Source organism: uncultured Reyranella sp., assembly GCF_945957355.1.
Lineage (GTDB): Bacteria > Pseudomonadota > Alphaproteobacteria > Reyranellales > Reyranellaceae > Reyranella.
Genome location: NZ_CAMFKM010000004.1, coordinates 276,429 through 302,065 on the forward strand (window position 1 = coordinate 276,429; position 25,637 = coordinate 302,065).

Below are 25,637 nucleotides of genomic sequence, written 5' to 3' on the forward strand. Positions count from 1 at the left end.
TAAGATGCAATTGTCAGCGGTTTTTCAGGCGCCCAAACCCTGAATCGGGAGAGTTATTGCATTGGCATTGCCAATATCTGCATATCCAGAGCATATCCGGCTCGCATGGTGCTCCACGGTCAGTTTGCTGCCGACATGAGTCGGACCGATGACGCAAGCCGCGCGGCGGCGGTCCCCAAGCCCATGCGGATGGATGGGCGCCGTCTCCGCAGCGAGCGCACGAAGCAGCTGATCATCGAGGCCTATCTGGACCTGATTAGGGAGAACCCGTCGGTGCCGATGCCGACGGCGGTGGAGATCGCGGCGCGCGCCGGCTACTCCGTCCGATCCATCTTCGAGCGTTTCCCCGACCTGCACACGCTGCGGGTCGCGGCGGCGGACTATAGCCTCGCGCACGCGGCGGCACTGGAGCCGGCGCGCGACGTCAATGGCGACCGTGCCACCCGCATCAAGTCCCAGGTCGAGACGAGAGCAGGGACCTGCGAGCGCGGAGTCGCCTTATGGCGGGCACTGCTGTTCAACGTCGACGAGGACGACGCCCTCAAGGCGCGCGTCAAGACTGCGCGCGAACGTACGATCGAACGCATGAAAATCATGTATAGGCCGGAACTTTCGGTGCTTGAGCCGACCGAGCGCCGAAATCTCCTGATCGCCCTCGAGGCCGTGACAGACATCGAGAGCTGGGCGCGGCTACGCGACATGTACGGTCTTTCGTTCGCGGAGGGCTGCGCCGTGTGGATCCGGGCCATCGACCGGATGCTGCCACCGACCCCGCAAGGCGATTCGCCATCATGAATTCGAGACTCACCAAGATCGATGGCCGCCGACTCCGCAGCGAGCGGACCAAGCAGTTGATCATCGAAGCCTATCTCGCGCTGGCCCAGGAGATGTCGCCGCGTGTCTTTACGGCCGCCGAAATCGCCGAGAAGGCGGGCTATTCGGTACGATCGGTGTTCGAACGATTTCCCGACCTCCGCGCACTTCAGGTTGCGGCTGTCGACTATTCGCTGGCGCCGCCGCGGGGAGCCGACGGCGACCGCGGGACCAGGATCGACGCGCATGTCCGGACACGCGGCCAGACCTGTGAAAGCTGGCTGCCGCTGTGGCGGTCACTGATCGTGAACCAGGGCGACTCGCCGGAACTGAAGGCCCGCATCCGCCTGGCGCGGGACCACGTAACGGCTCGCATGGAACTGATGTTCGCGCCGGAGTTCGCCATGATGGCGCCCGACGAGCGTCGTCAGATACTTATTGCCCTCGAAGCCCTGACAGATGTCGAAAGCTGGGCCCGCATGCGGGAACTGTTCGACCTATCGATAGACGAAGCCTGCCTCGTGTGGATCCAGGCAATCGATCGTCTGCTTCCCGCTGGTCCAAGCGGCGAGACATGACCGAGCGGGGCAGGCGGCCGTCGGATGTTTCGGCCGGGCCTGTACCCGTCGATGGCCGGCGGCTGCGCAGCGCGAGGACGCGTCAGCTAATCATCGAAGCCTATCTCGTGCTTCTGCGGGAAAATCCACGGATCCCGACCGCCGCGACGATTGCGCAAAGGGCCGGCTGCTCGGTGCGATCTGTCTTCGAGCGCTTTCCCGATCTGCATGCGTTGCGCGTGGCCGCGACGGACGAGGCGCTGCTCAAGGCATCGGAGCAGGTCGCTGCCCAACCCGCTGTCGGCATCCGTGACGACCGGCTGAAGACCCATGTGGAGGCGCGCGGCAGGGTTTGCGAGGAATGGCTGCCGCTTTGGCGGGCATTGATTGCAAACCAGGGTGACTCGGCGGATCTCAAGGCAAGGATCCGCATGATCCGCGAATTGGTCATCCGGCGGATCGAGGAGGTATACGCGCCCGAGCTCGGGACCCTCGACGAGCGCGAGCGGCTTCAAACGGTGCTCGCCCTGGAGGCGCTGGTCGATTTCGAGAGCTGGGCGCGCATGCGCGAGCAGTTCGGATTGTCGTTCGAAGATGCCTGCGGCGTCTGGAAGCGTGCCATCGACAGGCTCCTACCTCTGACACCTCCTGTTTCTTGACGCTCCGGCCGCCGGAGCGTAGGAAGGCGCGCTTCGTCGGGAGCGATCCGCGATGGCGGCCGTAGCTCAGTTGGTTAGAGCGCCAGATTGTGATTCTGGATGTCGCCGGTTCAAATCCGGTCGGCCGCCCCAATCGCCCCCACGAGAAGCCTCCCAGGTCTAAAATGCGTGATCTCGTTTCCCGAGACGAACTGGCTCTTCTGAGCTGTGCCCAGATGGCGAAGGCCGATGCCTTTGCGATCGCAGGTGGCGTGCCTGGTCGGGTCCTCATGGAGGCCGCCGGGGCGGCCGTTGCGGCTGCCGCAATGGAACGTCACGCGCGGCGTCCAGTGGTGGTGCTCTGCGGGCCCGGAAACAATGGCGGCGACGGCTTTGTCGCGGCGCGACGTCTGCGGAAGGCAGGATGGCCCGTGCGGCTGGTTCTCTTCGGGTCCGTCGGCAGTCTCAAAGGTGACGCGGCCTGGGCGGCCGGCACCTGGACCGGAGCGATCGAGCAATGGTCCTCATCGACACTCGACGCCGCACCCCTCGTGATCGACGCGATATTCGGCGCGGGACTAAGTCGACCCGTCGATGGAGAGATCGCTGCCGCCATAGCGTTGGTGAACGCGCGGAAACTGCCCATCGTCGCCGTGGATGTGCCGAGCGGCCTGCACGGAGATACGGGAGAGATCCTGGGCTGCGCCCTTGAGGCGGAAATGACGGTGTCGTTCTTTCGGGCGAAACCCGGGCATTACGCCGTCGAAGGATTGCGTCGCTGCGGCAGCCTGCTGATCGCGGATATCGGCATTCCGGCGCAAGCCGTGACGGAGATCGCTCCGCGGGCCTGGCTGAATGCGCCGGCTCTGTGGGCGCATTTGCTCCAGCGCGCCAATATTGCCGATCACAAATATACACGGGGTCACCTCACGATCCTGGCGGGACCTCACGCCACCGGGGCGGCGCGCCTCGCTGCACTGGCCGGCCGGCGGGTGGGGGCGGGATTGGTCACGATCGCGGCCTTTCGTTCGACCTTGCCGGCATTCCAGGCGGCGGAACCCGGTAACCTCATCGTCGAGGCCGACGATGGCGCGATGTTCGCCCACCTGTTGGGCGACGAGCGCCGCAACGCCATTCTGATCGGTCCGGGATCGGGGGCGGGGGACCGGACGAAAGACTCGGTCCTCGCCGCCCTCGATGCGAGGCGCAGTGTCGTTCTCGACGCCGATGCCATCACCGCGTTTGCCGCGGACCCGGATCTTCTCTTTCGCAGTGTTCGCGGCCCGACATTGCTCACCCCCCATGAAGGTGAGTTCCGCAGGATATTTCCGGATCTTGGCGGCGTGGCGGGCAAGCTGGAACGGGTGAGGCAGGCGGCGGCGCGGAGCGGGGCGACGGTCCTGTTGAAGGGACCCGACACGGTGATTGCCGAGCCGGACGGCCGCGCGATCATCAACGTCCACGCTTCGCCGGGGCTGGCGACGGCAGGGTCCGGCGACGTGCTGGCCGGCCTGATCGGCGGGCTGCTGGCGCAGGGCCTCACGCCGTTCGCCGCAGCCTCGGCGGCAGCGTGGCTGCATGGGGAATGTGCGCTGCAGTTCGGCGGTCCCGGCCTGATCGCCGAGGATTTGCCGGCGCTTCTTCCTCGCGCCCTTCAGTCCGTGTCGTCCTTCAATTGACCGGTCGTCGGGCACGGGCTAAGAGGCGCGCGATTCGGCCTTCGCGGCACGCCCCGATGGCTCAGAATGTGGTTTGGGCTGGCTTCGGGCGGGCGTGGTGGAATTGGTAGACACGCGAGATTTAGGTTCTCGTGCCGCAAGGCGTGGGGGTTCAAGTCCCTCCGCCCGCACCAGGAAATGGAAGTGAGACAATGCAAGTTACGGAACTCTCGGCTGAAGGCCTGAAGCACCAGTTCAAGATCGTCGTCCCCGCCGGCGACCTCGCCTCGAAGATTGACGAGCGTCTCGCCGAGATGGCGAAGACCGCCGCGCTTCCGGGCTTCCGTCCGGGCAAGGTGCCGGTCAGCCTCCTGAAGAAGCAGTATGGCCAGGCGCTGTTCGGCGAAGCGGTCGAGGCGGCCGTCAACACCAGCACGGCGAAGGCGATCGAGGATCGCGGCCTGAAGCCCGCGCTTCAGCCGCGCGTCGACCTCAAGCAGCTCGAAGAGGGCAAGGACGTCGAGTTCGAGGTCGTGGTCGAGGTGCTGCCGGAGATCGGCAAGCTCGACTTCTCGGGCATCGAACTCGAGCGGCTCAAGGCTGAGGTCCCGGAAAAGGACATCGACGAGGCGCTCGATCGTATCGCCAAGGCCAACCGCGAGCAGAAGCCCGTCGATCCGCCGCGTCCGGCACAGAAGGGCGATGCGATCAAGCTCGACTTCGTGGGCTCGGTCGACGGCGTCGAGTTCCCCGGCGGTGCGGCCAACGACTACACGCTCGAGCTCGGCTCCGGCTCCTTCATCCCGGGCTTCGAGGATCAGCTGGTCGGCGCCGAGGTCGGCAAGACGGTCGACGTCAAGGTGACCTTCCCGGCCGAGTATGGCGCCGCCGAACTCGCCGGCAAGGACGCGGTGTTCAAGTGCACGATCAAGGAGATCCACGAGTTCGTCGACAAGCCGGCGGATGACGAACTGGCGAAGAAGAACAACTTCGAGAACCTCGAGGCCATGCGCAAGGCGGTCGGCGAGCGGATCGGCCAGGACTACGCCCAGATCTCGCGCACGATGATCAAGCGCCAACTCCTCGACAAGCTTGCCGATACCCAGAAGTTCGCGGTGCCCGAAGGGCTCGTAGAGGGTGAGTTCAATTCCATCTGGCAGCGTATCGAGGAAGCCAAGAAGAACGGCCAGAAGGTCGAGGACGACGAAGAGAAGATGCGCAAGGAGTATCGCGACATCGCCGAGCGCCGGGTTCGCCTAGGCCTGCTGCTGGCCGATGTCGGCCGCTCCAACAGCATCGACGTCACCCCGGAAGAGCTCAACCAGGCCGCGATGCGCGAGGCCATGCGCTACCAGGGTCAGGAGCGCCAGGTCCTGGAGTACTTCAGCAAGAATCCGGAAATGAAGGATCAACTTCGCGCGCCGATCTTCGAGGAGAAGACGGTCGACTTCATCCTCGAGCTGGCCAAGGTCTCCGAGAAGTCGGTTACGCCGGAGGAACTGCTCAAGGCTGCCCGCGAGGCGGAAGAGGAAGAGGCCGACGAGAAGGCCGCAGGCTGATCTTGGGCCGGTGGCCTTGAAGAGGACCACCGGCACTGCCACTTTTCACAGATCAGTCACTCAAGGGGGCCCGCGATGATTCGCGACCGCGATCCGCTGGAAGTTCACAACAACTACTACGTCCCGATGGTGGTCGAGCAATCGGCGCGCGGCGAGCGGGGCTACGACATCTGGTCGAGGCTGCTGAAGGAGCGGATCATCTTTCTGAACGGTCCGGTCGAGGACCATGTGGCGGGCGTGCTCTGCGCCCAGCTGCTCTACCTCGAAGCCGAGAACCCGACGAAGGACATCTCGTTCTACATCAACTCGCCTGGTGGTGTGGTGACGTCCGGCATGGCGATCTACGACACCATGCGGTACATCCGCCCGCACATCTCGACCCTGGTCTACGGCCAGGCGGCGTCGATGGGCTCTCTCCTGCTGACGGCGGGCGAGAAGGGCAAGCGCTTCGCCCTGCCGAACGCCCGCATCATGATCCACCAGCCGTCGGGTGGCGCCCAGGGCCAGGCCACGGACATCGAGATCCATGCAAGGGAGATCCTTGCGACCCGGTCGCGGCTCAACCAGATGTATGTGGAACATACTGGCAAGCCGATCGAGGTCATCGAGCAGGCCATGGAGCGCGACAAGTTCTTCGCACCCCAGGAAGCCAAGGAATTCGGCCTTATCGACGACGTGCTCGAGAAGCGGCCGACCCCGACAACGATCCAGGCTGCTGCCTCCTAAAACAGCAGTCGCGACCAATTGTTTCCTGTTCGCACGGCGACACACCATATTTTGATGTTGTCGCCGTCCGGGCGGCACGTTTAACATAGGCTTGTGTGCGGGCCCTCAGGTCGCGGGGCCCCCCAAGCGGAGGTACGTTACCGACATGCCAGCCGCCAAGTCCGGGGGTGATTCCCGTAACACCCTGTATTGCAGCTTCTGTGGCAAGAGCCAGCACGAAGTCCGCAAGCTCATTGCCGGGCCTACCGTCTTCATCTGCGATGAATGCGTCGAGCTCTGCATGGACATCATCCGGGAAGAGAGCAAGACAACCCTCGTCAAGTCCAAGGATGGCGTGCCGTCTCCCAAGGAGATCCGCCAGATCCTCGACGACTATGTCATCGGGCAGGATCAGGCCAAGCGCATCCTCGCCGTCGCCGTGCATAATCACTACAAGCGGCTGAGCCACGGCGGCAAGTCGAACGAAGTCGAGATCGCCAAGTCCAACATCATGCTGATCGGCCCGACGGGCTGCGGCAAGACGTTGTTGGCCCAGACGCTGGCGCGCATGCTGGATGTGCCGTTCACGATGGCCGATGCTACGACCCTGACGGAAGCGGGTTACGTCGGCGAGGACGTCGAAAACATCATCCTGAAGCTGCTGCAAGCGGCCGACTACAATGTCGAGCGGGCGCAGCGCGGCATCGTCTATATCGACGAGGTCGACAAGATCAGCCGCAAGTCCGACAATCCGTCGATCACCCGGGACGTCTCGGGCGAGGGCGTGCAGCAGGCTCTCCTGAAGATCATGGAAGGTACGGTCGCCTCCGTGCCGCCGCAGGGCGGGCGCAAGCATCCGCAGCAGGAATTCCTTCAGGTCGACACGACCAACATCCTGTTCATCTGCGGTGGTGCCTTCGCCGGCCTCGACAAGATCATCTCGATGCGCCGCCAGGGCACCTCGATCGGTTTCGGCGCGGAAGTGCGGGGGCCCGAGGATCGCCGGACCGGCGAGATCCTGAAGGATCTTGAACCCGAGGATCTGCTGCGCTACGGCCTGATCCCCGAATTCGTCGGCCGCCTGCCGGTGGTCGCCACGCTTGAGGACCTGGACGAGGTCGCGCTGATCGAGATCCTGACGCGCCCGAAGAACGCGCTGATCAAGCAGTATCAGCGGCTGTTCGACATGGAGGGCGTGAAGCTCAAGTTCTCCGACGATGCGCTGCGCGCGGTCGCCCAGAAGGCGATCATGCGCAAGACCGGCGCCCGAGGGCTGCGCTCCATCATGGAGACCGTCCTGCTCGATACCATGTACGACTTGCCGTCCCTCGAAGGGGTCGAGGAAGTGGTGATCAACCGGGAAGTCATCGAGGGACGCGCCCAGCCGCTCTATGTGCACGGCGAGCGCAAAGAAGGCGTTGCCGCCGCGCCGGCCTGAGTTTTGCAGCGCCGGCGATAGCCGTCGCCGGCGGTCTTCCCGACGGGGCTTGAACAACCCTCTGTTCAGGCCAATCTCTGACAGCGAGTGCGCGTGTTCGCGTGCCGTGGATTGCCCACAGGGGGATCCCCGGTACAGGCGCGGGTAGCTCTAACAGTGTACGTTGCGAGGCATCATGAACGCCCCCACTCAAGGAACCGTCTACCCCGTCCTGCCATTGCGCGACATCGTCGTGTTTCCCGGCATGATCGTTCCCCTCTTCGTCGGCCGGGAGAAGAGCGTCAAGGCGCTCGAAGAGGTCATGAAGGACGATAAGCAAATCCTGCTGATCGCCCAGAAGAACGCCAGCCAGGACGATCCCGGACCGGACGACATTTACACGATCGGCACGCTCGGTACCGTGCTGCAGCTCCTTAAGCTGCCCGATGACACCGTCAAGGTCCTGGTCGAGGGCGGGCGCCGCGTGAAGATCACGGGTTACAACGACCGACCCGACTTCTTCGAGGCGCGTGCCGTCCACATGGAAGAAGCGCCCGACGACGGCGCCGAGTTGCAGGCGGCTGCCCGCACCGTGGTCTCTGAATTCGAGAACTACGTGAAGCTGAACAAGAAGGTGCCGCCGGAAGTCGTCGTCTCGATTAACAAGATCGAGGAGCCGGCGAAGCTCGCCGACACCATCTCCGCCCATCTGGCGCTGAAGGTGGCTGAGAAGCAGCAGCTGCTGGAGCTCGACTCCGTCTCAAAGCGTCTGGAGCGCATCCTCGGCCTGATGGAAGGCGAGATCGGCGTCCTGCAGGTCGAGAAGAAGATCCGCAATCGCGTGAAGCGTCAGATGGAGAAGACGCAGCGCGAGTACTATCTCAACGAACAGATGAAGGCGATCCAGAAGGAGCTTGGCGAGACCGAGGACGGTCGCGACGAGGTCTCCGAGCTGGAGAAGCGCATCAAGAAGACCCGCCTCAGCAAGGAGGCGAGGGAGAAGGCCAACGCCGAGCTGAAGAAGCTCCGGACGATGAGCCCGATGTCGGCCGAGGCGACGGTGGTGCGCAACTACCTCGACTGGCTGCTGTCGATTCCGTGGCGCAAGCCGACCAAGATCATCAAGGACCTGAAGTACGCCGAGGAGATTCTCAACGCCGACCACCACGGCCTCGAGAAGGTGAAGGAACGCATCCTCGAGTATCTCGCGGTCCAGCAGCGGGTCGACAAGATGAAGGGCCCGATCCTGTGCCTCGTCGGCCCGCCCGGCGTCGGCAAGACCTCGCTCGGAAAGTCGATCGCCAAGGCCACCGGACGCAACTTCGTGCGCATGTCGCTCGGCGGCGTGCGTGACGAAGCGGAGATCCGCGGCCATCGGCGGACCTACATCGGCTCGCTGCCGGGCAAGGTCATCCAGAGCATGAAGAAGGCGAAGTCGTCGAACCCGCTCTTCCTGCTCGACGAGATCGACAAGCTCGGCGCGGACTTCCGCGGCGACCCGTCGTCGGCTCTGCTCGAGGTTCTCGACCCCGAGCAGAACGCGAGCTTCAACGACCACTATCTCGAAATCGACTACGACCTGTCGAACGTGATGTTCATCACCACGGCCAACTCGCTGCGCATGGCGCAGCCGCTGCTGGACCGCATGGAGATCATCCGCCTCGCCGGTTACACCGAGGACGAGAAGGTCGCGATCACCCGCAAGCACCTGATCCCCAAGCAGATCGAGGCGAACGGTCTCAAGGAGAGCGAGATCGAGATCCACGACGACGCGGTGCGCGACCTCGTGCGCTACTACACGCGCGAGGCGGGCGTCCGTAACCTGGAGCGCGAGATCGCCAACCTGGCCCGCAAGGCCACCAAGGAAATCCTCATGAAGGGGACGACCAAGGTGAAGATCGGCCGAAAGAACCTCGAGAAGTATGCCGGCGTCCGGCGCTTCCGCTTCGGCGAGGCCGAGCTCGAGGATCTGGTCGGTATCACGACGGGCCTGGCCTGGACCGAGGTCGGCGGCGAGCTGCTGCAGATCGAGGCCGTGCTGGTCCCCGGTCGGGGCCGCATGAGCGTCACCGGCAAACTGGGCGACGTGATGCAGGAGTCGGTGCAGGCGGCGAACGCCTATGTCCGTTCCCGCGCGCACGTGTTCGGCATCAAGTCGAGCATCTTCGAGAAGCGGGACATCCACATCCACGTGCCGGAGGGTGCGACGCCAAAGGACGGTCCGTCCGCCGGCGTGGCGATGGTTACCTCGATCGTGTCGGCGCTGACCGGCATCGCGGTACGCAAGGAAGTGGCCATGACTGGCGAGATCAGCCTGCGCGGGCGGGTCATGCCGATCGGCGGCCTCAAGGAGAAGCTGCTGGCGGCGTTGCGCGGCGGTCTCAAGACCGTGCTCATTCCCAAGGAGAACGAGCGCGATCTGCCGGAGATTCCCGACAACGTTAAGAAGGGCCTCGAGATCGTGCCGGTCTCGACGGTGGACGAAGTCCTGGCCCGCGCCCTGGTGAAGCCGCTGGTGGCGATCGAATGGGTCAACGATCTGGACGCCGTGGCCGCCAAGCCGGCCGAGCCGGCGGAGGCCGCCCGGGCGCACTGAGGCCCGTTGGTTGAACGAAAATGCGAAGCCCCGGAGCAATCCGGGGCTTCTTCGTTTTGCCCAAATGATGCGATCCGTTTCGGCGTGGCCACAAAATATGGTATAGGGTGCCCAAGATTCGAGTTGCCGGACCAGGAGAGGCTCGCCCGTGAACAAGCACGATTTGATTGCCGCCGTCGCCGCGTCGACGAATCTCTCCAAGGTCGATGCAGCGAATGCCGTCGATTCGATCCTCACGGTGATCACCAAGTCGCTCAGGAAGAAGGAAAAGGTCCTTCTGGTGGGGTTCGGGACGTTCCAGGTGTCCAAGCGCAAGGCGGGTGAGGGGCGCAATCCCCAGACCGGCGAGAAGATCAAGATTCCTGCGGCAAATGTCCCGCGCTTCAAGGCCAGCAAGGCCCTTAAGGACGCGATCAACTAGGCTTTTCACACATCGCTGTGCTACGACCGGCGGCGGGCGATTAGCTCAGCGGTAGAGCATTCCCTTTACACGGGAGCGGTCGGCGGTTCGATCCCGTCATCGCCCACCAACGCCATGGCCGAATGGGAGAGCGGCGTGACCCAGATCGAGGGTACGCCTGGGGTCACCCAGGCCGCGGTGAGCTGCGGACCGCTGCCTGGCTGGGTCGAACATGCGCCGCCTGCCGTGCCATCAGAGTCGAGCGCGGCACGATTCTTCGACAATGGCGTCTGCCGGCTTCTGTCCGAAAGCCAGGTCAATCTCTGTATGCCCGAGAGGCAATGGCACTTCCGGCGTGTCCAGAAGGTGTTGACCCGAGCCGGTGCCGAACACGTCTCGCACTTCGGCGTCGAGTTCGACCCCGCCTATGAGCGGGTCGAAGTTCATCATGTGCGCATCGTACGCGATGGCCAGATTGTGGAGCATGCCCGCGCCGAGGCATTCCAGATGTTCCGGCGCGAGACAAATCTCGAAATGCTGATGCTCAATGGACGGCTGACGGCCTCGTTGCTGATTCCCGACGTGCGTATCGGCGACCTCGTGGAGACCGCGCTGACGGTCACCGGCAGCAACCCGGCGCTGAAGGACAAGCTTGCCGGTTGGGTCGTCTTCGACGACTTCCAACCATTTTACCAGTACCGCCACCGTCAGCTTCGTCCAATCGATCGCCAGATTGCCTGCAGGCCATTCAACGGACCGCCGGCGGCAGCGATCACGCTCGCGAACGGCGTCGAGGAAGCGCGTTGGGCCCTGGAGAATCCGGCACGGCGCGAGATCGAGGAGTATGCGGTGCCGTGGCAACCACGTGCTCCGATGCTGCAGTTCAGCGAGTTCTCGGCGTGGTCGGAGGTGTCGCGGCTGTTCGCCCCTTACTACGCGTCTGCCGACATTCCCGAGGGGCTCGCTGGCGAGATCGACCGATTGGCCGAACAGTTTCCGGACCCGGCGGTTCGCGCCGTCGAATGGTTGCGCTTCGTGCAGCGGGAACTGCGCTATTTCGCGCTGTCCTTCGGGGAGGGCGGGCTGGTGCCGCGCGACCTGGCGAGCATCTGGTCCAGCCGGTTCGGCGACTGCAAGGATGCCGCCCAACTCTACGTCGCCGGCGCCCGTCGCCTGGGATTGGAGGCCTGCGCCGCGCTTATCTCGACGATCTACGGCATGGGTCTGCCGGATTTCCTGCCGGCCTCGGACCTGTTCAACCACTGCATCGTGCGGCTGCGACTGAAGGGGAGGAGCTATTGGCTCGATCCGACCTGCCCCGAACAGTCCGGCCAGTTGGCCGTGCTGCCTCAGGTCCATTCCGGATGGGCATTGCCGCTTTCGGGTGAGGCCGACGCGCTCGAGCGGATGGGCCCCGACGAGCCGGTGCAGCAGGTCAATATCGAGGACGAAGTCGAGTTCGGCCCCAAGCCCGACTCGCCCGCAAAGCTCACACGGCAGGTCGAGTATTATTCCGGGTCAGCCGATGCTGTGCGTCACAGGTTCGCCAATGCGGGCTCTGATGACTACGAGAAGGAGCAATTGAAAGATCTGCAGGCAATGTGGCCGCGCGCCCATCGGACCGGTGCAATCGACGTGCGTGATGATCCAGCCGACAATTGCCTGACGGTGATTCTGCACTATGAGATTCCCGATTGCTGGAAGGCGGAAGGGAAGCTGCTGAGCTTCCAGATCCACGACCTCCTGGTGGCAGGCGCGCTGGGAGCGCTGAAGTCGGTCGATCGAAAGGGCGATATCCTGCTGGGAGGGCCGCGCAAGCTCAGCCATCGCATGACCCTCGGGATGCCGCGCAAGTGGGGTGGCGAGGGGTGGAACCATGGTGCGGAGGCTGACGGCCTTTCCTTCTTCAATCGCCTGCGCGTCGAAGGGCGTACGCTCATCAATGACCGCGCGATCACCGTGTCGAACTGGTCGATTCCCGCCGCCGGCGCCAGCGACTACGCGCGTGTCGTCGAGGCTATGCACACCAACGTGCTGAATATCATGGCTCGCAAGCGCTTCGGCCGGATCGCATCGGTGGCCTCTGGCGGAATCGGCCTCAACTTCGGCACGGCGTGGCTGGTGTGGATTGGCATCATGGTCCTGGCGACGATCCTGAGGGCGGTTGTCCCCAGGTAATTCGGCGCCCTATTGCCGGCGAGGCTGGGACAGCCCGCGATCATCGTCCGACAGGTGATCCCGCAAGCGGTCGGAAGCGCCAGAAAGTCAGGCGGGCCAGCGTTATAGGCTTGTCGGGAATGCATCGAAACCGAAGAGGTCCATGGGCCGGAATCGGTGCGAGCGAGTCGCAACATCGGCTTCGCGGATGCAAACCGGGCAGTCGGCATATGCTACGCGAAAATTCTCTGAGAAATCCGGCACTTACGGACGCCTTAGCAGCTGCGGTATGCTTGACACCCAATAGGGCGTCCTATATCTCTCCGCGCGCCGTTTGGGGCTGAAAGCGGGCGTAGTTCAGTTGGTTAGAATGCCGGCCTGTCACGCCGGAGGTCGCGGGTTCGAGTCCCGTCGCTCGCGCCAGCCCAAACACTGGCAGCCCAGAAAAACAGGGCGCAAGGGGTGGCGATGGAAGCTCTTCTGCGGGAATACCTGCCAATCCTGATCTTCCTCGGACTAGCCTTCGGGCTGGTCTGCGCCATGCTCGGCGGATCATATCTGATCGCCCGCCAGAATCCGAACTCGGAAAAGCTGTCGCCGTTCGAATGCGGTTTCGCCCCGTTCGACGACGCGCGCGGCCAGTTCGACGTTCGCTTCTATCTCGTCGCGATCCTCTTCATCATCTTCGACCTCGAAGTCGCGTTCCTGTTCCCGTGGGCGGTGGCGCTGGGCGACATTGGCGTCTTCGGCTTCTGGTCGATGATGCTCTTCCTCGGCGTGCTGACGGTGGGGTTCATCTACGAGTGGCGTAAGGGAGCCCTGGAATGGGAGTGATCACTCCGGCCAAACCCAACACGGCCGCCGAGGCGGCTCTGTCGCGGGCCTTGAACGACGAGCTCGCCGACAAGGGCTTCGTCGTCGCCCAGCTCGACAAGCTGGTCAACTGGGCGCGCACCGGTTCGATGTGGGGGCTGACCTTCGGCCTGGCCTGCTGTGGCGTCGAGATGATCCATTGCTGGATGAGCCGCTACGATCTCGATCGCTTCGGCTTTGCGCCGATGCCGAGCCCGCGCGCCGCCGACGTGATGATCGTGGCCGGCACGCTGACCAACAAGATGGCTCCGGCGTTGCGCAAGGTCTACGACCAGATGGCCGAGCCGCGCTACGTGATCTCGATGGGCTCCTGCGCCAACGGCGGCGGTTACTATCACTACAGCTACTCCGTGGTGCGCGGCTGCGATCGCATCGTTCCGGTCGACGTCTACGTGCCGGGCTGTCCGCCGACCGCCGAAGCGCTGCTCTACGGCGTGCTGCAGCTTCAGAAGAAGGTCCGTCGCACGGGCACGCTGGTGCGCTGATGAGCGAGACCCTTAAGGAACTCGCGGGTCATATCGCCCAAGCGCAAGCGGGTGTGGTTTCCGGGGCGGAGGTGCGCCTCGGCGAGCTGATGCTGGAGACGACGCCGGACAATGTGATCGCGCTCCTGACCTACCTGCGCGACGATCCGAAGTGCCTGTTCAAGCAGCTCATCGATGTCTGCGGCGTCGACTGGCCCGAGCGCGAGAAGCGCTTCGACGTCGTCTACAATCTTCTCAGCATCAAGAACAACCAGCGCATCCGCGTGAAGCTGATGACCGACGAGACCACGCCCGTGCCGTCGGCGTCGCAGGTCTACAGTTCAGCCGGCTGGTTCGAGCGTGAGACCTACGATCTTTACGGTGTATGGTTCTCCGGCCACCCCGACCTTCGCCGAATCCTTACGGACTACGGCTTCGAGGGTCATCCGCTGCGCAAGGATTTCCCCCTGACCGGCTTCGTCGAGTTGCGTTGGGACGACGTGCAGAAGCGCGTGGTCTACGAACCAGTGAAGCTCGCGCAGGAATTCCGCCGCTTCGACTTCCTCAGCCCCTGGGAGGGCGCGCCCAGGGTTCTTCCAGGCGACGAGAAGGCCCAGGAAGCGGCTGCGGCGCCGGCGCCCGCACCGGCGAAGGCGAACTGACATGTCCGACGTCGAGATCAAGACACTGACCATGAACTTCGGGCCGCAGCATCCGGCGGCCCACGGCGTGCTTCGCCTCGTCGTCGAGATGGACGGCGAGATCGTCGAGCGCTGCGATCCGCATATCGGCCTGCTGCATCGCGGCACCGAGAAACTGATCGAGTACAAGAGCTACCTCCAGGCGGTGCCGTATTTCGACCGGCTCGACTACGTCTCGCCGATGAACCAGGAGCACGCCTACGCTCTCGCGGTCGAGAAGCTGCTGGGCATCGAGGCGCCGGAGCGCGGCCAGTACATCCGCGTGCTGTTCGCCGAAATCTCACGTATCCTCAACCACCTGCTGAACGTCACGACCTTCGCGATGGACGTCGGCGCGTTGACGCCGCCGCTCTGGGGCTTCGAGCAGCGCGAACTGCTGATGGAATACTACGAGCAGGTGAGCGGCTCGCGTATGCACGCGGCCTATTTCCGGCCGGGCGGCGTCCACCAGGACCTGCCGGCGGGCATGCTCGATTCCATGGACGGGTGGATCAAGCAGTTCTATCCGTTCATGAAGGACATCGAGCACCTGTTGAACGAGAACCGCATCTTCCGTCAGCGCACGGTCGACATCGGCGTCGTGTCGGCCGACCAGGCGCTCGACTGGGGCTTCTCGGGGCCGCTGATCCGCGCGGCCGGCCTGCCGTGGGACCTGCGCAAGTCGCAACCCTACGATGTCTACGACCGGATGGATTTCGACATCCCGGTCGGCAAGACCGGCGACTGCTATGCGCGCTACCTCGTGCGCATCGAGGAGATGTACCAGAGCGCCCGCATCATGGAGCAGTGCGTCAAGGCGCTGCGAACGGTCGGCGGCCCGGTGCGCGTCGACGATCGCAAGATCTCCCCGCCGCGGCGCGGCGAGATGAAGGGGTCGATGGAAGCGCTGATCCACCACTTCAAGCTCTATACCGAAGGCTACAAGGTGCCCGCCGGCGAGACCTACACGGCGGTCGAGGCGCCCAAGGGCGAGTTCGGCGTCTACCTGGTGTCCGACGGTACCAACAAGCCCTACCGCTGCAAGATCCGCGCTCCCGGGTTCCCGCACCTGCAGGCGCTCGACATGATGACCAAGGGACACCAGCTCGCCGATATGTCGGCGAACATCGGCTCGCTCGACATCGTGTTCGGCGAGATCGACCGCTAGGAGACCATGCGATGGCGATGATCACCGCCGACCCCAAGGACGTCCCTCAGGTCGAGCACTTTGCCTTCACGCCCGAGTACATGGCGAAGGTCGAGGAGCAGATTGCGCACTATCCGCCGGGCCGTCAGGCGAGCGCCGTGATCGCGGTGCTGGACCTGGCGCAGCGTCAGCACGGATGGCTGCCGCGCGCGGCGATGAACGAGGTGGCGCGCATCCTCGATATGGCGCCGATCCGCGTCTACGAGGTCGCGACCTTCTATACGATGTTCCAGCTGCGGCCGAAGGGTAAGTACCTGCTGCAGGTCTGCACCACGACGCCGTGCTGGCTGCGCGGCTCGGATGCCGTCATGAAGGCCTGCCAGCACGCGGCCGACGGCGAGACGTTCAGCGTGCAGGAGGTCGAGTGCCTCGGCGGCTGCGTCAACGCGCCGGTCGTGCAGATCAACGACGATTTCTACGAGGATCTCGACGAAGCCTCGATGAACAAGGTGCTCGACGCGTTCCGGCGCGGTGAGACGCCGAAGCCCGGGCCCCAGGTGGACCGCCAGACCTCGGCGCCCGAGGGTGGCCCGACGACGCTGAAGGGCGAATAGACGATGCTCAGCGACAAGGACCGCATCTTCACCAATCTCTACGGCGTCCACGACTGGCGCCTGGCCGGCGCGCGGGCGCGCGGCGCCTGGGACAACACCAAGGCGATCCTCGACAAGGGCGTCGACTGGATCATCGACGAGATGAAGAAGTCGGGCCTGCGCGGCCGCGGCGGCGCGGGCTTCCCGACCGGCATGAAGTGGTCCTTCATGCCCAAGGAAGTGAAGGACCGTCCGCACTACCTGGTCGTCAATGCCGACGAGTCGGAGCCGGGCACCTGCAAGGATCGCGACATCCTGCGTCACGATCCGCACCTCTTGATCGAGGGTTGCCTGGTCGCGGGCTTCGCGATGCGCGCCAATGCCGGCTACATCTATGTGCGCGGCGAATTCTACAACGAAGCGCAGCATCTGATCGCCGCCATCAAGGAAGCGTATGACGCGGGCCTGCTGGGCAAGAATGCCTGCGGTTCGGGCTGGGACTTCGACCTTCACGTCCACCGCGGCGCCGGTGCCTACATCTGCGGCGAGGAGACCGCGCTGCTCGAGAGCCTCGAGGGCAAGAAGGGCATGCCGCGGCTGAAGCCGCCGTTCCCGGCCGGCGCCGGCCTCTATGGCTGCCCGACCACGGTGAACAACGTCGAATCGATCGCCGTCGCGCCGACCATCCTGCGCCGCGGCGCAGCCTGGTTCGCGGGCATCGGCCGGCCGAATAACACCGGCACCAAGCTCTTCTGCATCTCTGGCCACGTGAACAAGCCGTGCAACGTGGAAGAGGAGATGGGTATTCCACTGCGCGAGCTGATCGATCGTCACTGCGGCGGCGTGCGTGGTGGCTGGGACAATCTCCTGGCGGTTATTCCCGGTGGGGCCTCGGTACCGCTTCTGCCGAAGTCGATCTGCGATAATCAGTTGATGGATTTCGACTCTCTGCGCGACCAGCGCTCGGGCCTCGGCACCGCAGCGGTCATCGTCATGGACAAGTCGACCGACGTCGTGAAGGCGATCGCACGGCTCAGTTACTTCTACAAGCACGAGAGCTGCGGTCAGTGCACGCCGTGCCGCGAGGGCACCGGTTGGATGTGGCGTGTCATGGAGAGGATGGTCACGGGCAATGCGCGGATCGAGGAGATCGACGCGCTCGAGGACGTGACCAAGCAGGTCGAGGGTCACACGATCTGCGCGTTGGGCGACGCGGCAGCGTGGCCGATCCAGGGCCTGATCCGGCATTTCCGCCCCGAGATGGAGCGCCGCATCCGCGCGCGCACCGAAAAACTGGCGGCCGAGTAGGGCGGGGAGCAGTCAATGCCCAAGGTCAAGATCGACGGCGTCGAGTTGGAGGTGCCGGCCGGCATCACCGTGCTGCAGGCCTGTGAGCTTGCGGGCATCGAGATTCCGCGCTTCTGTTACCATGACCGGCTGTCCATCGCCGGCAACTGCCGCATGTGCCTGGTCGAGGTGAAGCCCGGTCCACCCAAGCCGCAGGCAAGCTGTGCGCTGCCGGTCGCCGACAAGCAGGAGATCTTCACCAAGACCCCGACCGTGCAGAAGGCCCGCAAGGGCGTGATGGAATTCCTGCTGATCAACCACCCGCTGGATTGTCCGATCTGCGACCAGGGCGGCGAGTGCGATCTGCAGGACCAGGCGATGGCTTACGGTTTCGACCGCAGCCGTTACCACGAGAACAAGCGCGCGGTGCCCGACAAGGAACTCGGCCCGCTCGTGAAGACCTCGATGAACCGCTGCATCCATTGCACGCGCTGCATCCGCTTCGCGACCGAGGTCGCGGGTGTCGAGCAGCTGGGCGCCACGGGCCGCGGCGAGAGCATGGAAGTCACGACCTATGTCGAGCAGGCTCTGTCGACCGAACTCGCCGGCAACCTCGTCGATCTCTGTCCGGTCGGCGCGCTGACCTCGAAGCCTTACGCCTTCGAAGCGCGTCCTTGGGAACTCACCAAGACGGAGTCAGTCGACGTTCTCGATGCGCTTGGCTCCAACATCCGCATCGACACGCGCGGCGCGCAGGTCATGCGCATCCTGCCGCGACTGAATGACGACGTGAATGAGGAGTGGATCTCCGACAAGACGCGCCATGCGCTCGACGGCCTGCGCCACCAGCGCTTGGATCGGCCTTACGTTCGCACCAAGGGCAAGCTCGTCGAGGCGACCTGGGATGCGGCCTTCGCGGCCATCGCCGCCAAGCTGAGTGGTCTGGACGGAAGCAAGATCGCGGCGATCGTCGGCGACCAGTGCGATGCCGAATCGATGGTGGCGCTTAAGGATCTCATGGCTTCGCTGGGTTCGCCCAACATCGACTGCCGCCAGGATGGCGCCAAGCTCGATGGACCGCGCGGCAGCTACATCTTCAATGCAGGCGTGCGCGGCATCGACCAGGCGGATGCGATTCTGCTGATCGGCAGCAATCCGCGCACCGAGTCGCCGGTGCTGAATGCGCGCATCCGCAAGCGCTACGTCCATGGCAACGTCGCCATCGCGAGCATCGGCCCGGCCGAGGACTTGACCTATCCGGTCGAGCGTCTGGGGGCGGGGCCTGCCACCCTGCGCGAGCTGGTCGACGGCAAGATCGGCTTCTTCGAGAAGCTCAAGGGCGCAACGCACCCGCTGATCGTCGTCGGAATGGGGGCGCTGGCCCGCGAGGACGGCGCTGCGGTCCTGGCAATGGCCCGCGAGCTGGCCGAGAAGCTGAATGCGGTCCGCGAGGATTGGAACGGCTTTGCCGTGCTGCACACGGCGGCGGCCCGCGTCGGCGGTCTCGATCTCGGCCTGGTGCCCGGGCAGGGCGGCCGCGACGTCGCCAGCATTCTGGAAGGCTGCCAGAACAAGGAGATCGAGGCGGTCTATCTGCTGGCCGCCGACGAGATCGACATGGCCAAGCTCGGCAAGGCGTTCGTGATCTACCAGGGCCACCATGGCGACGCCGGCGCCCATCGCGCCGACGTGATCTTGCCGGGCGCGACCTATACCGAGAAGCCGGGCATCTATGTGAACACCGAAGGTCGCGTGCAGGTCGGCCGTCGCGCGGGCTATCCGCCGGGCGACGCGCGGGAGGATTGGGCGATCCTGCGTGCGCTTTCGGAGCGTCTGGGCAAGACGCTGCCCTACGACACGTTGCATCAGGTCCGTGCGCGCCTCGTGGCCGTTAACAAGGTGTTTGCGGCCATCGACCAGCAGGCACCCGCCGCCTGGGGGGCGTTCGGCACGCCGGGCGCGACCAGCGATGAGCCGTTCAAGTCTGCGGTACCGAATTTCTACATGACCTGCCCGATCAGCCGCGCGTCGAAGACCATGGCGGATTGCATGGCCTCGCGGGCGCATCTCATGGCGGCGGAGTAGGGCATGTTCGCCGAAATCCACACCTTCTTCACGACCAACTGGCTCGGCATTGCGTTGCTGATCCTGCTGCAGTGCCTTGCCGTCACGGTACCGCTGCTGCTGGCGGTGGCCTACATGACCTATGCCGACCGCAAGATCTGGGCCTCGATCCAGTTGCGCCGCGGCCCCAACGTGGTCGGACCCTTCGGTCTCCTGCAGCCGATGGCCGACGGCCTGAAGCTCGTGCTCAAGGAGACTATCGTCCCGTCGAGCGCCAACGGCATCCTGTTCATCATCGCGCCGATGATCGCCTTCATGACCGCTCTGGTTGCCTGGGCGGTCGTGCCGTTCGACAGCGGCTGGGTCATCGCCGACATCAACGTGGGCATCCTCTATCTCTTCGCCATCTCGTCGCTCGGTGTCTACGGCATCATCATCGCCGGCTGGGCCTCGAACTCGAAGTATGCGTTCCTGGGCGCGCTGCGCTCGGCAGCGCAGATGGTGTCCTACGAGGTCTCGATCGGCTTCGTGCTGATCACCGTGCTGCTCTGCGTCGGCTCGCTCAACCTGTCGCAGGTCGTGATCGCCCAGTCCGGCTGGTTCTGGAACTGGTTCTGGCTGCCGCTGCTGCCGATGTTCGTGATCTTCTTCATCTCCGCGCTCGCGGAGACGAACCGCACACCGTTCGACCTGCCGATGTCGGAAGCCGAGCTGGTGGCGGGCTTCCACACCGAATACTCGGCCATGACCTTCGGCCTGTTCTTCCTCGGCGAATACGCCAACATGATCCTGCTCTCGGCCCTGGGCGCGGTCCTGTTCCTGGGCGGTTGGCATTCGCCGGTTCCTTACGCACCGTTCACGCTCGTCCCGGGTGTGATCTGGTTCGCCCTCAAGATCGCGTTCCTTCTGTTCATCTTCAGCTGGACCAAGGGCACGCTGCCTCGCTACCGCTACGACCAGCTGATGCGGCTGGGCTGGAAGGTGTTCCTGCCCGTGTCGCTGGGCTGGGTCGTCCTCACCGCCGCCGTCCTGCAGTTCGGCGGCTGGCTGCCGAAGCCCTAGGAGAGTTCACCAATGGCTTCCCTCGACCGTACCGCACGCGCCTTCCTGCTCTCCGAGCTGGTGGCGGGCTTCGCCCTCACCCTGAAGTACATGTTCAAGCCCAAGGTGACGGTGAATTATCCCTATGAGAAGGGGCCGCTCAGCCCGCGCTTCCGCGGCGAGCACGCGCTGCGCCGCTATCCCAACGGCGAGGAGCGCTGCATCGCGTGCAAGCTGTGCGAGGCGATCTGCCCCGCCCAGGCCATCACCATCGAGGCCGAGCCGCGCGACGACGGCAGCCGCCGCACGACGCGCTACGACATCGACATGACCAAGTGCATCTACTGTGGCTTCTGCCAGGAAGCCTGCCCGGTCGATGCGATCGTGGAAGGGCCGAACTTCGAGTTCTCGACCGAGACGCGCGAGGAACTCATGTACAACAAGGACAAGCTGCTCGCGAACGGCGACCGGTGGGAGACCCTGATCGCGGCGAACCTCCACTCCGAAGCGGCTTATCGCTGAGCCGGGCGGGGGAGAGAAACAGATCATGATACTCCAGGCCCTGGCCTTCTACGTCTTCGCCGCGATCACGGTGGCTGCGGCCGCCATGGTCGTGGTCTCACGCAATCCCGTCTATTCGGTGCTGTTCCTGATCCTGGCGTTCTTCAACGCCGCGGGCCTGTTCCTGCTGATCGGCGCCGAGTTCATCGCGATGATCCTGGTCATCGTCTATGTCGGCGCGGTGGCGGTGCTCTTCCTCTTCGTGGTCATGATGCTCGACATCAACCTCACGGAACTGAAGGAAGGGTTCCTTGCCTACTTCCCGGTGGGCGCGCTGATCGGCGCGGTGCTGTTCGCGGAGCTGCTGCTCGGTGTCGGCATCATCGGCGCCGGGTCGACGACGGTCGCGGGCCTGAACGCGCACGGCGCCCAGGTCATGGCGATCGACAACACACGCGCCATCGGCCGGGTGCTCTACACCCAGTACTTCTATCTCTTCCAGGTCGCGGGCCTGGTGCTGCTGGTCGCCATGATCGGTGCCATCGTGCTCACCCTGCGGAGCCGGCCGGGCGTCCGCCGCCAGAAGGCCGTCGACCAGATCAACCGCACGAAGGAACAGTCCGTCACCGTGGTCAAGGTGCCGACGCGGGGAGGGGTGTGATGACGATCGGGCTGGGCCATTACCTCACGGTCGCCGCGGTGCTCTTCACGATGGGCATCCTGGGCATCTTCCTGAACCGCAAGAACGTCATCGTCATCCTGATGTGCGTCGAGCTGATGCTGCTCGCGGTGAACATCAACCTGGTGGCCTTCTCGGTCTTCCAAGGCAACGTCGTGGGACAGATCTTCGCCATGCTGGTGCTGACCGTGGCCGCCGCCGAGGCGGCGATCGGGCTGGCGATCCTGGTGGTCTATTTCCGCAACCGCGGAACGATCGCCGTCGAAGACATCAATGCGATGAAGGGCTAGGGGCGCGCTCATCATGGATCTCGCCATCAAGCTCATCGTCTTCCTGCCGCTGCTTGCGGCGGCGATCGCCGGCCTCTTCTGCCGCGTGATCGGTGCTCGCCCGGCGCAGATCGTGACCTGCGCGGCGCTGCTGATCGCGGCCGCCCTCTCGGTCTTCGTCTTCGTGAAGATCGGCTTCGGACCCGAGAAGCTGATCGTCGTGAAGCTCTTCTCCTGGATTGATTCGGGGACCCTCGACATCGCCTGGTCGCTCCGGGTCGACACGCTGACTGCCGTCATGCTGATCGTGGTCACCGGCGTATCGTCGATGGTCCACATCTACTCCATCGGCTACATGGAGGAAGATCCCAGCATCCCGCGCTTCATGGCGTATCTCAGCCTGTTCACCTTCTTCATGCTGATGCTGGTGACGGCCGACAACCTCGTGCAGCTGTTCTTTGGCTGGGAAGGGGTGGGCCTCGCGTCCTACCTGCTGATCGGCTTCTGGTACGACAAGCCGTCGGCCAACGCCGCCGCGATGAAGGCGTTCATCGTGAACCGCGTCGGCGACTTCGGGTTCGCGCTGGGCATCTTCGCGGTCTGGATGCTGTCGGGCTCGGTCGGGTTCGAGGAGATCTTCGGCAAGGCGCCGCAGATGGCGCAGATGCGCATCCAGTTCCTCGGCATGGACCTGCCGGCGCTCGAGACCGCCTGCCTCCTTCTGTTCGTCGGCGCGATGGGCAAGTCGGCACAGCTCGGCCTGCACACCTGGCTGCCGGACGCGATGGAAGGCCCGACCCCGGTTTCGGCGCTGATCCACGCGGCCACCATGGTCACCGCCGGCGTCTTCATGGTCTGCCGCCTGTCGCCGCTGTTCGAGCTGGCGCCGACCGCCTCCGCGGTAGTGACCCTGATCGGCGCCGCGACGGCCTTCTTCGCCGCGACAGTCGGCCTGACCCAGTTCGACATCAAGCGGGTCGTCGCCTATTCGACCTGCAGCCAGCTCGGCTACATGTTCTTCGCCTGCGGCGTGGGCGGCTACTCGGCCGCCATGTTCCATCTCACGACGCACGCCTTCTTCAAGGCGTTGCTGTTCCTGGGCTCGGGCTCGGTGATCCACTGCCTCCATCACGAGCAGGACATGCGCAAGATGGGTGGCGTGCGCGAGAAGGCGCCCCAGACCTTCATCTTGATGTGGGTCGGTACGCTCGCGCTATCGGGCATTGGCATTCCGTTCATCCTGGGCAACGGCCTGGGCTTCGCGGGCTTCTACTCGAAGGACATCATGCTCGAGTCGGCCTTCGGCGTTCACACGACGGTCGGCCTGATCGCCTTCTGGCTGGGTGTCATTGCCGCCTTCATGACCGCGTTCTACTCGACCCGCCTGATGTTCATGACCTTCTACGGCAAGTATCGCGGGGACCATCACACCTGGGATCACGCCCATGAATCGCCGATGGTCATGATGATCCCGCTCTATGTGCTGGGCATCGGCGCCGCCTTCTCGGGGCTCGTTGGCTACGACTGGTTCGTCGGCCACGACTGGCATGCCTTCTGGGGCCATTCCCTCGCGGTGAAGGCCACGGAAGAGGTTCTGCACCACGCCCACGAAGTGCCGCTGTGGGTGAAGCTGCTGCCGTTGGTGCTGGCGATCTCGGGCATCGTGCTCAGCTACTGCTACTACGTCGTCCGCACCGACCTGCCGGACCGCACCGTGAAGCGGTTCCCCGGCCTGCACGCCCTGTTCTACAACAAGTGGTACTTCGACGAGCTCTACGATGCCGTGTTCGTGAAGCCTTCGCTGGCGATCGGCCGCTTCCTCTGGAAGAAGGGTGATGGCGCCACGATCGACGGGCTCGGACCGGACAACGTCGCCGCTCGGGCGCAGGACATGGCAGGCATCCTGATGCGCTTCCAGAGCGGTTACCTCTATCACTACGCTTTCGTGATGCTGGTCGGCGTCGCCGGTCTCGTCACCTATTTCATGCTATCGGCGAGGTAAGGCCCCCGATGTCGAGCTGGCCCATCCTCTCCCTCGTCACGTTCCTGCCACTGGTGGGAGCGCTGTTCTGCCTGATCGTCAACGGCCCGAAGGATGCCGTGGATCGCAACTGCCGCAGCGTGGCGCTCGTCACGACGCTCGCGACCTTCCTGATCTCGCTGCTCCTGTGGATCCGCTTCGATCCGACCAAGGCCGGCTTCCAGTTCGAGGAGAAGGTCGCCTGGGTACCGGCGCTGAACATCGGCTACCATGCCGGCATCGACGGCATCTCGCTGTTCTTCGTGCTGCTGTCGACCCTGCTGACGCCGATCTGCATCCTGGCGAGCTGGGAATCGATCAAGGTCCGCGTCAAGGAATACATGATCGCGTTCCTCGTGCTCGAGACCTTCATGGTCGGCATGTTCTGCGCGCTCGACCTGACGCTGTTCTACATCTTCTTCGAAGGCGTCCTCATTCCGATGTTCCTGATCATCGGCGTTTGGGGTGGCAAGCGGCGCGTCTACGCGGCCTTCAAGTTCTTCCTCTATACGCTGCTCGGCTCGGTGCTGATGCTGCTGGCGATCATCGCCGTCTACTGGCAGGTCGGCACGACGGACCTGCCGACGGTCATGGAGAAGCTCGACCTGCCGTTCACCTGGCAGTGCTGGCTGTGGCTGGCCTTCTTCGCCTCGTTCTCGGTGAAGGTGCCGATGTGGCCGGTCCACACCTGGCTGCCGGATGCGCACGTCGAGGCCCCGACCGCGGGTTCCGTCATCCTGGCCGGCGTGCTGCTGAAGATGGGCGGGTACGGCTTCCTGCGCTTCTCGATCCCGCTGTTCCCCGAGGCGACGCAGTACTTCGCGCCGCTGGTCTTCGGCCTGTCGATCGTGGCCGTGATCTACACCTCGCTGGTCGCGCTGGTGCAGGAGGACATGAAGAAGCTGATCGCCTATTCGTCGGTCGCCCACATGGGCTTCGTGACGATCGGCGCCTTCGTCATGAACATGCAGGGCGTCCAGGGCTCGATCTTCCAGATGCTGAGCCACGGCATCGTGTCGGCCGCGCTCTTCCTCTGCGTCGGCGTGGTCTACGACCGCATGCATACGCGCGAGATCGCAGCCTATGGCGGCCTCGTGCATCGCATGCCGCGCTACGCCTTCACATTCCTGTTCTTCACCCTGGCGAGCGTCGGACTGCCCGGCCTGTCCGGCTTCGTCGGCGAATTCCTGGTCCTGCTGGGTGCCTTCAAGGCCAACACCTGGGTGGCGTTCCTGGCCGCGACCAGCCTGATCCTGGGCGCCGCCTACGCGCTGTGGCTCTATCGCAAGATCATCTTCGGTGAACTCACCAAGGACTCGCTGAAGGGCATCCTCGACATGAACCGGCGCGAGATCGCGATCTTCCTGCCGCTTGTGCTGCTGACGATCTGGATGGGCGTCTATCCCAATTCCTTCCTCGATCCTATGGCACCGGCCGTGGACAAGCTGATCGGCGACTACCAGGCCGCCTTGAAACTCGCCCGCACCGCGGCTCTGGTTCCGTGAGCGGCCGGGAGTAA

General features: G+C 64.3%; 22 protein-coding genes, 4 tRNA genes and 1 pseudogene. All 27 read left to right on the forward strand.

Features of this window, described 5'->3' with window-relative positions; translation table 11 throughout:
* Positions 1-105: 105 nt before the first annotated feature.
* The 27 genes and pseudogenes from Q0Q48_RS09135 (at position 106) to Q0Q48_RS09265 (ending at position 25,623) form a co-directional block, all read left to right on the forward strand.
* Positions 106-795 carry a hypothetical protein gene (locus Q0Q48_RS09135; RefSeq protein WP_295136830.1) on the forward strand — a complete coding sequence of 230 codons (690 nt, stop codon included), beginning with the start codon at positions 106-108 and terminating at the stop codon, positions 793-795.
* Positions 792-1,391 (forward strand): TetR/AcrR family transcriptional regulator, encoded by a 600-nt coding sequence (locus Q0Q48_RS09140; RefSeq protein WP_295136831.1) that lies wholly within the window; start codon positions 792-794, stop codon positions 1,389-1,391. The genes Q0Q48_RS09135 and Q0Q48_RS09140 overlap by 4 nt, the downstream gene beginning before the upstream one ends.
* Positions 1,388-2,029 (forward strand): TetR/AcrR family transcriptional regulator, encoded by a 642-nt coding sequence (locus Q0Q48_RS09145; protein ID WP_295136832.1) that lies wholly within the window; start codon positions 1,388-1,390, stop codon positions 2,027-2,029. The genes Q0Q48_RS09140 and Q0Q48_RS09145 overlap by 4 nt, the downstream gene beginning before the upstream one ends.
* A 55-nt stretch (positions 2,030-2,084) precedes the next feature.
* Positions 2,085-2,161 (forward strand) — tRNA-His (locus Q0Q48_RS09150).
* Positions 2,162-2,193: 32 nt separating this feature from the next.
* Positions 2,194-3,687 carry an NAD(P)H-hydrate dehydratase gene (locus Q0Q48_RS09155; protein ID WP_295136833.1) on the forward strand — a complete coding sequence of 498 codons (1,494 nt, stop codon included), beginning with the start codon at positions 2,194-2,196 and terminating at the stop codon, positions 3,685-3,687.
* A gap of 88 nt (positions 3,688-3,775) precedes the next feature.
* Positions 3,776-3,860: transfer RNA gene (locus tag Q0Q48_RS09160), tRNA-Leu, on the forward strand.
* A gap of 18 nt (positions 3,861-3,878) precedes the next feature.
* Entirely contained in the window at positions 3,879-5,225 is a 1,347-nt protein-coding gene (tig, locus tag Q0Q48_RS09165) for a trigger factor (protein WP_295136834.1), read from the forward strand.
* 75 nt (positions 5,226-5,300) lie between these two features.
* Positions 5,301-5,951, forward strand: coding sequence for an ATP-dependent Clp protease proteolytic subunit (locus Q0Q48_RS09170; protein ID WP_295136835.1), 651 nt, complete (start codon positions 5,301-5,303; stop codon positions 5,949-5,951).
* A gap of 145 nt (positions 5,952-6,096) precedes the next feature.
* Positions 6,097-7,368, forward strand: a complete 1,272-nt coding sequence (gene clpX / locus Q0Q48_RS09175) for an ATP-dependent Clp protease ATP-binding subunit ClpX (protein ID WP_295136836.1) — start codon at positions 6,097-6,099, stop codon at positions 7,366-7,368.
* 175 nt (positions 7,369-7,543) lie between these two features.
* Positions 7,544-9,943: an endopeptidase La gene (gene lon / locus Q0Q48_RS09180; RefSeq protein WP_295136837.1), complete on the forward strand. Its 2,400-nt coding sequence runs from the start codon at positions 7,544-7,546 to the stop codon at positions 9,941-9,943.
* 148 nt (positions 9,944-10,091) lie between these two features.
* The gene (locus Q0Q48_RS09185) at positions 10,092-10,364 is read left to right on the forward strand and encodes an HU family DNA-binding protein (RefSeq protein ID WP_295136838.1); all 273 of its coding nucleotides are present in this window, start codon (positions 10,092-10,094) and stop codon (positions 10,362-10,364) included.
* A 34-nt stretch (positions 10,365-10,398) separates the two neighbouring features.
* A tRNA-Val gene (locus Q0Q48_RS09190) sits at positions 10,399-10,473 on the forward strand.
* Positions 10,474-10,499: 26 nt separating this feature from the next.
* Positions 10,500-12,521 (forward strand): DUF3857 domain-containing protein, encoded by a 2,022-nt coding sequence (locus tag Q0Q48_RS09195; RefSeq protein ID WP_295136839.1) that lies wholly within the window; start codon positions 10,500-10,502, stop codon positions 12,519-12,521.
* 325 nt (positions 12,522-12,846) lie between these two features.
* Positions 12,847-12,923 (forward strand) — tRNA-Asp (locus tag Q0Q48_RS09200).
* A 45-nt stretch (positions 12,924-12,968) separates the two neighbouring features.
* Positions 12,969-13,334, forward strand: coding sequence for an NADH-quinone oxidoreductase subunit A (locus Q0Q48_RS09205; protein ID WP_295136840.1), 366 nt, complete (start codon positions 12,969-12,971; stop codon positions 13,332-13,334).
* Between the two features lie 50 nt (positions 13,335-13,384).
* Positions 13,385-13,858: pseudogene (locus Q0Q48_RS09210) on the forward strand (NADH-quinone oxidoreductase subunit B family protein); the annotation flags it as partial.
* Entirely contained in the window at positions 13,858-14,499 is a 642-nt protein-coding gene (locus tag Q0Q48_RS09215) for an NADH-quinone oxidoreductase subunit C (protein ID WP_295136841.1), read from the forward strand. The pseudogene Q0Q48_RS09210 and the gene Q0Q48_RS09215, both read left to right, overlap by 1 nt.
* A 1-nt stretch (position 14,500) precedes the next feature.
* Positions 14,501-15,685: an NADH-quinone oxidoreductase subunit D gene (locus Q0Q48_RS09220; RefSeq protein WP_295136842.1), complete on the forward strand. Its 1,185-nt coding sequence runs from the start codon at positions 14,501-14,503 to the stop codon at positions 15,683-15,685.
* Between the two features lie 11 nt (positions 15,686-15,696).
* The gene (locus Q0Q48_RS09225; protein ID WP_295136843.1) at positions 15,697-16,278 is read left to right on the forward strand and encodes an NAD(P)H-dependent oxidoreductase subunit E; all 582 of its coding nucleotides are present in this window, start codon (positions 15,697-15,699) and stop codon (positions 16,276-16,278) included.
* A 3-nt stretch (positions 16,279-16,281) separates the two neighbouring features.
* Positions 16,282-17,565: an NADH-quinone oxidoreductase subunit NuoF gene (nuoF, locus tag Q0Q48_RS09230; RefSeq protein ID WP_295136844.1), complete on the forward strand. Its 1,284-nt coding sequence runs from the start codon at positions 16,282-16,284 to the stop codon at positions 17,563-17,565.
* 15 nt (positions 17,566-17,580) lie between these two features.
* Positions 17,581-19,629 carry an NADH-quinone oxidoreductase subunit NuoG gene (nuoG, locus tag Q0Q48_RS09235; RefSeq protein WP_295136845.1) on the forward strand — a complete coding sequence of 683 codons (2,049 nt, stop codon included), beginning with the start codon at positions 17,581-17,583 and terminating at the stop codon, positions 19,627-19,629.
* A 15-nt stretch (positions 19,630-19,644) separates the two neighbouring features.
* Entirely contained in the window at positions 19,645-20,670 is a 1,026-nt protein-coding gene (gene nuoH / locus Q0Q48_RS09240; protein WP_295136934.1) for an NADH-quinone oxidoreductase subunit NuoH, read from the forward strand.
* Between the two features lie 12 nt (positions 20,671-20,682).
* Positions 20,683-21,171, forward strand: a complete 489-nt coding sequence (gene nuoI / locus Q0Q48_RS09245; protein WP_295136846.1) for an NADH-quinone oxidoreductase subunit NuoI — start codon at positions 20,683-20,685, stop codon at positions 21,169-21,171.
* A 25-nt stretch (positions 21,172-21,196) separates the two neighbouring features.
* A complete protein-coding gene (locus Q0Q48_RS09250; RefSeq protein WP_295136847.1) occupies positions 21,197-21,811 on the forward strand; it encodes an NADH-quinone oxidoreductase subunit J in 615 nt (204 codons plus the stop codon).
* On the forward strand, positions 21,811-22,119 hold the full coding sequence (gene nuoK, locus Q0Q48_RS09255) for an NADH-quinone oxidoreductase subunit NuoK (protein ID WP_295136848.1): 309 nt from the start codon (positions 21,811-21,813) through the stop codon (positions 22,117-22,119). Before Q0Q48_RS09250 ends, nuoK begins: the two co-directional genes overlap by 1 nt.
* A gap of 13 nt (positions 22,120-22,132) precedes the next feature.
* Positions 22,133-24,100, forward strand: coding sequence for an NADH-quinone oxidoreductase subunit L (gene nuoL / locus Q0Q48_RS09260; RefSeq protein ID WP_295136849.1), 1,968 nt, complete (start codon positions 22,133-22,135; stop codon positions 24,098-24,100).
* 8 nt (positions 24,101-24,108) lie between these two features.
* Complete coding sequence (locus Q0Q48_RS09265; RefSeq protein WP_295136850.1) at positions 24,109-25,623, forward strand: NADH-quinone oxidoreductase subunit M; 1,515 nt, start codon at positions 24,109-24,111, stop codon at positions 25,621-25,623.
* Positions 25,624-25,637: the final 14 nt, after the last annotated feature.